Genomic DNA, 6,455 nt, shown 5'->3' on the forward strand with positions numbered 1-6,455 from the left:
TCCGAGCACGGCCAGGGCACACCGATCACGCTGCCGGGAGCCGTCGTCGGGCCTGCCGGTGGAGCGATCGACGCGAGAACGAGCGCCAGGATCGGAGCGTTGCGCGGCCACGGCACCGGGCTTGCGGGAGTCCAGCGGACGCGCATGGAGAGCGCATTCGGCGCGCCGCTGGGGCGAGTGCGTGTGCATCGTGGCGCCGAGGCGGCGCGCCTCAACCGCTCGATGTCGGCCGAGGCCTTCACGATCGGAGACGACATATTCCTCGGAGGCTCGGCCGCCTCAGGCCCGGTAGCCGAGCGCGTGCTCGCGCACGAGATCGCGCACGTGCTCTCCGAGCCGCGCGGCGGTGGTGCGGTGCGCCGCGCGAACGTGTTCTCCAAGGTCTTCGGGAAGAAGGAGCTCACCGACGACGAGAAGCGGGAGCAAGCCCAGGAGAAGGCCGAGCGGCAGCGCATCAAGGACGAATCGAAGGCCAACAAGGTCGCGGCCAAGCAGAGCAAGCGAACCGAGCGCACCGAGAAGCGAGCGTTGGCGCAGTCGCGCAAGCAGGGCAAAGCGGGCCGCGCGGCACTGCAAGCCTCGATGTACGACCCAGGCCCGAACGGCGAGGACGTCTCCGGTCAGCGAGCCGGAGCGCTCAACGCGCAGTTCGCGGAGGCGCTGGAGTACGAGCTAGGGCTGTACCGGACGCTGATGCTCGGTCGTAGCCGCCGCTCCGGTCAGCAACCGCTCACCGAGGCGGAGGCCGCTGACCAGGCGTACCACGAGACGTGGCACGTGAGGTTCCCGGAGCTGACCTCGGTGCGCCCGCCACGCGAGACCGCTGCCGAGCGATTGGTGATCCAGGTCCGTCGGATCCGCACCGAAGGCTCGATCCAGCAGCAGCAGCTGGCGGACGAGACGCGCGCCGACACGGCGACGATCAAGCTGCGGATGCTCGGACGCAACGTCGAGATCGCCTACGAGCGGATGGCGACGCTGCGAGCAGAGCTCCAGGAGAAGCAGCCGCAACTCCATCCAGCACTCGCGCAGGATCAGGCAGCCCAGGTGATCCGTGGCAGCCTGGATCCGAAGGTTGCCGATGCGATGCCCCCGAAGGACGGCACACTCGACGTCGCTGCGTGGGCGCAGGCGACCGAACGTGTCGAGGCCAAGCAGAGGCAAGCGCAACGAGACCGCGACTCGATCGAGACTTCGCTCGCGTTGCTGCCACCCGATCAGCGGAGCACGAGTCAGAACAAGAGGAAGGACGACGACCCGCTCGCAGCCGCGGACACGGTGCTCACGGGGATGCAGACCTATGGCGCGCCCGTGCTCGAGGGTGTTTCCGGGTTGGGCGGCGCGATCGCCGGTCAGGTGGGTCGGCCGCAGGACAAACAGCTGGCGAAGGACGCGGGTCTGACCAAGACGAGCTACGGTCCCGTGGTTCCGGCGAAGCTCGACCAGGGCATCTCGCAACTGGTCCACGACAGCCGGCAGGCCGACGACCTGCGCTCGAAGGGCCAGCTCAAGCCGCCGACGATGCCGCAGTCGGACGCCACCAAAGCCAAGCTCGGGATGGGACAGGTCGTCGGTATCTTCACGAGCCTGCTCGGCGCGGCGCAATCGGCGCTGTCAATGGTCAAGTCCACGCAGGCCGCATGGAACAACAACGACGCCTACGAGGGGCTCAAGGCCACCAAGGCCGGCGCCGCGGGGCTCAGCGGGCTCGTCGGTGCTGCGAAGAACTCCGCCAACGTGGCCAAGACGATCGATGGCAGCGTTGGGTCGGTCGTCAGCAAGGTGGTGCCAGGGCTGGACATCGCTTCGGCCGTGCTGTCGATCGTCAAGGCCACCATGGACGTCGCCGGCACCGGCATGCGGCAACGAGAGACCGACCTCAGCATGTTCGCGGCGCGGGCCCGCTCGACCGACCGGGTCGACGTCACGGTCTATCCGCTCATGAAGGTCTCACAGGTCTACACCAAGCAACTGGAGAACGGCTGCTGGACCCTCGGCTCCGCGATCGGCGATCTGGTGCTCGCGATCGCCCAGGTCGCCAGTGGAGGCGGGTACGGGATCCCGCTCGCCGTCAAGTCGGGCAAGACGGTGCTCGACAACCTGCACGCGCTCGGCCACTACATCGCGGACAACGTACTCGCCGTGATGGCCAAGCGGACCCAGAAGGAGTCGGAGCTGCTGCACCTGGAGGGCGCGGCCGAGGATGAGCTCAAGCGACACCCCAAGATGGCTGTCGACGGGATCGTGGTGCAGGCGGCACAAGGGGATCCGGTCGCGATCGAGTTCCTCTCGCACTACCGCATCGGCGGCAAGCGGATCACGGCTGCCTATGTGCAGCAGATCAACCCGGCCTCGATACGCCCGGGCGCCGATCCCGAGCAGGGCGGCGGTCAGCACAGCATGTTGTTGGCGCAGATCCGTTCGGCGGTCCTCGGATCGATGAGTACGAGTGCGGATCCCAAGACCACCTATGACGAGATCATGGGTCATCTCGACACGGCGCGAGGCGTCGTGAAGACCGTCGGCAGCACCGCATCGTCGCTCAGCACGAGCTGGAAGCAGACGGGTTCGCTTGCACAGCAGCGCAACCAGCTCGCGAAGGATGCTCGGCTCGGCGACAACAGCAAGACCGATCGCGGCCTGGTCTGGCGCATCCGGATGTATCTCTCGACCGAGAAGCGCGGCAAGCTGACGCAGCGAACGCAGGCGTACCAGGACACCGAGCCGCTGCCACGCGGTGTGATCTGCGTGATCGGGGACAACGAGATCGGCCAGTCGGCCGGCGACCAGGCCCTGAATCAGTTGGTCGCGACCGTGACAGTCGCCGATCTGGAGGCCGAGCTTGCCCGACGACCGCGTCGCAACCCGCCGGAGGCGATCGAGCTGATCCGCGACCTGCTCAAGGGCAAGACCACGGGCAACGTCCCGGTGAGCGCGGACGCGCCGTGAGCGCCCCCGAACCCAGCGACGAGCTCGCGATCACGGCGGCCTACGGCCAGCTCGACGGCGTCGAGCCCGCCTTCGTCAAAGAGGTGTGCGTCGCGCTCGTGGTCGGTGGTTACGACCTCGAGCTGGACGTCGATCTCGCCACGATCGACGTCGAGGCCGCCGACCCCTGGCTCGGCCGCGTCCTCGGCGTCGTGCGCCCGATCGCGCGAAGTGTCAGCTTCTACGCGGTGCACCCCGACCCGGTGCCCGCCGAGCTGCTGGCGCAGGCGAGCGAGCTGGCGATGCGGGCGACCGATGCCGAGTTCGACGTTGCGTTCGAGGTCGACCTGACCGCTGGGACGTTCGCTGCCCGCAGCTCTGTGACCCTCGGCGACGTCGAGGTGAGCACAGGGGTGCTGAGCGGGCTGCTGGGAGTGGCGCTCGCGTCGGCCGAGAGCGCGATCATGCGGTATCGAGCGGCGCTCGAGGCGGTCGCAACAGGCGAGCTGAGCGCAGCGGCCGCGGCGAGCCGTGCGCGGCACGCGGACCTCGACGTGATGGCTGCCGAGATCGCCGCGCTGGAAGAGCGCGTCAGCCCGCCGTCGCCCTGACCTGGCCCGGGTTCACGACCTGGATCACGCCGCCGTAGGCGCACGTGCAGACCGACCCCAACGTGACCACGGGGGCGCCGCCGGCCGTCGTCTGCGCGGTCGTGTTGGACCACGGACCGAGGACCGGGACACAGGGCATCGGGGTGAGGACGCCCATGGCTGCCGCGGTGGCGGCGACCACGCTCGGGTTGGAGGGTGAGCTGCACATGCCGAAGGACGGCACATTGACCAGGGGGATGGTGTCCCGCATGGTGATCGCCGGCTTGCCCTCGATGAGCACGGTCGGGGCCGAGGTGCCCACGAGCGTGGCTGGTGCCGCTCCGAACGGACACATGGCGCTGGCACCGGGGGCGGCTGCTGGTCGTCCCATGACAGTGCTCCTTCTCGGGTCGTTGGGTCACCAGCCGGTGCCGGCCACGGACTGGGTGAGCTGCTCACCCGTCGTCGTGATCAGGCACAGCACGGTGCGGTCGTCCTCGGCCTGCCAGCTGCGCGCCGACGGGACGAGGTAGGTGAAGAAGAGCTCGGAATCGCGGTAGTCGACGCCCACGTACTCCGCGAACGCACCCACGCATGCGCCGTCGGCGAAGTCCTTGAGCATCGCGTCGCCGGGAAACGAGCTTCCCGCCTGGGTGGCGCTGTCCGTGGGCTCGGGATACTCGACGAGCGCGAACACCTCGAGCTCGTGCGGGTCCTCGCACGGCACCGTGGTGACCGCCGCGAGCTCCACGCTGACCTCCTCGTGCGAGGGGGCCAGCACGCACATGCCCGGCACCAGATCGAAGACCGAGGTGCCGCTGCCGTCGTCGCCGTTCAGACTCGAGCAGCCGGCGAGCGCGAGCGCGCAGGCGAGCGCCACCGCTGCGCTGGCGCGCCGGGGCCTGGCTCCGGGCACGGTGGTAGCCCTTCCGTTCGGGGTGTTCGGCTCTGCCGACGCTAACCGCCACCCCGCGCCAGGATCATCGGTAGTCGCTACTGACTTTCTGGCGGCCGGGCACCCCAACGCTGCAGAACCTGCTGCGGAGACATCGTGAGCGTGGCAGCCGCGCTGGCATACCGTCGCCCGACCTGGTCGCGTAGCAGGATCGCCACCTCGAGCAGACCGGCCACCAACAGGTACTGGCCGGTGGACAGGATCAGCGCGGGGACCAGCTCGCGCCCGTAGGAGAGGACGAGTACGCCGAGGAGCAGCGAGACCGCGCCGCTGACATAGAGCAGCACGGTGCGCCACAGCTGGCGCTTGCTGAGCTGGCGCAGCGTGAAGCCGCGCCGCACCTGATACCAGGCGTTGAGCAGGAGCAGCACGCCCAGGAGCGCCTTGCTCGGCGCCACGAGCGACTGCAACAGCAGGATCGCCGCGGTGGCCAGCCCGAGCGTCAGCCCCAGCGCCACGATGCTGCGCGCTCGGGGCCGCAGCCCCTCCCAGCGCTGGATCGCACCGATCAGCACCCGGCCCACCACCACCGCGAACAGCGCGAACAGGCCGAGCGAGGAGACGATCTGCGCCCAGAGCACCGGCTGCACCACGAACAGCAGGCCGATCAGCGCCAGCCCCAGGGCCCGCACCGTGGTCGAGTGCTGCAGCAGTCGGCGGTAGTTGATCTCGGCGATCGCGCGCAGCACCGCCCGCGCCGCCAGCCGGATCGCGTGGCGGGTCTCACCGCGGTGCCGCCCGAAGGTGACGAGCACCGACTCGAAGCCCCCGAAGTCCTGATCGCCGATCTCGGTGACCAGGGTGGCGCCGCCGGCGCCGAGCGCCTCGAAGAAGTCCTGGGTGAAGGTCTTCCGCTCGGCCGGTCCGACGTTCTCGAGCCACTCCTCGAAGGCCTGCTCGATCACCGTGGCGCGCGGGGCGATCCGGTCGGCCTCCACGATGTCGGTGGCGGTCACCTGCCACGACGTGATGTAGTGCTGCAGGATCCCGGGCGCATCGCTGCGCACGATCCGCGCGTGGTCGATGGTGTCGAACAGCAGCCCCACCACGGCGAACTCCGGCACGATCTTGACGATCCGGTCGCCCAGGCGCGCCAGTCGTTCCGGCTGGGCGATCTCGGGCGCCAGCCCGGGGCCGTCGTTGGAGTAGACCGCGAGCAGCCGGTCCTGCACGTCGTCGTCGACCGCCATGGCCGCGTACACCGCGAGGTTGCCGCCCTTGGAGTGACCGCCGACGCGAACCGCCCTCGGCGCGGCCGCCACCCGATCCTTCAAGTAGTCGGCGGCCGCCAGCTGGGCCGGGATCGTCTCGAAGCTCATCGTGAAGTCCTCGCGCCACCCGAGGATGGTCCAGTCGGTGCCGCGATAGGAGACGTAGGTGGTGCCGTCGCCGAGCGTGATCGTGACGGCGGAGAACTGCACGCCGCCCTCGGGGTCGAGCAGGTCCACGAAGTCGGAGAGTCGGGCTTCGCCGAACCGTGCCGAGCGGCCCATGTCGGTGAGCACGCTGGAGTCGACGATCGGCAACCGGCGCTCCTCGAATGCCAACGCCGGATCCTGCCCAGCCAGGCTCCGCCGTCGGACCAGGACGTCGGCGGCCTCACGCACCGAGATGCTGCCGCCCTCCTCGGTACTCGGCACGATATCGGCGAGGTTGAGGTAGGAGATCGCGGCGAGCGCGAGGTTGTCGACCGTGTTGAAGGCACGCTCGGCGAACGTCAGGTCGCCACGCCAGCGCAGGTAGTCCTGCAGGTTCATGGCCCGTGGTCTCCTCGCTCGCCGTCCCGGTCCGGCGATTCTTCCGGATCGCTCGCTCCCTGGGGCCTGACCCGTGGCAGCTGGCACGGCCTCGGTCTGGCCATCGTCGCAGCCGTCGCGGCCGCACACGGCGGCGCGCTCAGCCTGACGGCGAATCACGGCGGTGGGTTGCGGGCCGTCATCACGCTGACCGCCGCAGGAATGCCCTAGTCGAGCAGTGCCGAG

The 6,455-nt window shown here is 69.4% G+C and carries 5 protein-coding genes; 2 read left to right on the forward strand and 3 right to left on the reverse strand.

All coding sequences use genetic code 11. The annotated features are described in order from the left end of the window. Positions 1-2,949, forward strand: a 2,949-nt coding sequence (locus tag ACOJSN_RS21320) for a DUF4157 domain-containing protein (protein ID WP_420114491.1), incomplete at its 5' end; no start/stop codon positions are given. Beyond that, complete coding sequence (locus tag ACOJSN_RS21325) at positions 2,946-3,539, forward strand: hypothetical protein (protein WP_420114492.1); 594 nt, start codon at positions 2,946-2,948, stop codon at positions 3,537-3,539. The genes ACOJSN_RS21320 and ACOJSN_RS21325, both read left to right, overlap by 4 nt. Here ACOJSN_RS21325 and ACOJSN_RS21330 read toward each other — a convergent pair. The 3 genes from ACOJSN_RS21330 to ACOJSN_RS21340 all read right to left on the reverse strand — a co-directional run bounded on the left by ACOJSN_RS21330 (position 3,520) and on the right by ACOJSN_RS21340 (position 6,230). Further along, the gene (locus ACOJSN_RS21330) at positions 3,520-3,909 is read right to left on the reverse strand and encodes a DUF4280 domain-containing protein (protein ID WP_420114493.1); all 390 of its coding nucleotides are present in this window, start codon (positions 3,907-3,909) and stop codon (positions 3,520-3,522) included. The genes ACOJSN_RS21325 and ACOJSN_RS21330 overlap by 20 nt on opposite strands. A gap of 27 nt (positions 3,910-3,936) precedes the next feature. Beyond that, positions 3,937-4,434 (reverse strand): septum formation family protein, encoded by a 498-nt coding sequence (locus ACOJSN_RS21335; protein ID WP_420114494.1) that lies wholly within the window; start codon positions 4,432-4,434, stop codon positions 3,937-3,939. A gap of 77 nt (positions 4,435-4,511) precedes the next feature. Further along, on the reverse strand, positions 4,512-6,230 hold the full coding sequence (locus ACOJSN_RS21340; RefSeq protein WP_420114495.1) for an Mbeg1-like protein: 1,719 nt from the start codon (positions 6,228-6,230) through the stop codon (positions 4,512-4,514). Positions 6,231-6,455: the final 225 nt, after the last annotated feature.

This window comes from Pseudactinotalea sp., from assembly GCF_048594945.1.
Classification (GTDB): Bacteria; Actinomycetota; Actinomycetes; order Actinomycetales; family Beutenbergiaceae; genus Pseudactinotalea.

What these genes read in the sequence shown, in the direction of transcription:
- ACOJSN_RS21330 (WP_420114493.1), bottom strand. Translation starts at nt 3,909, where the DNA reads ATGGGACGACCAGCAGCCGCCCCCGGTGCCAGCGCCATGTGTCCGTTC.
- ACOJSN_RS21340 (WP_420114495.1), bottom strand. Translation starts at nt 6,230, where the DNA reads ATGAACCTGCAGGACTACCTGCGCTGGCGTGGCGACCTGACGTTCGCC.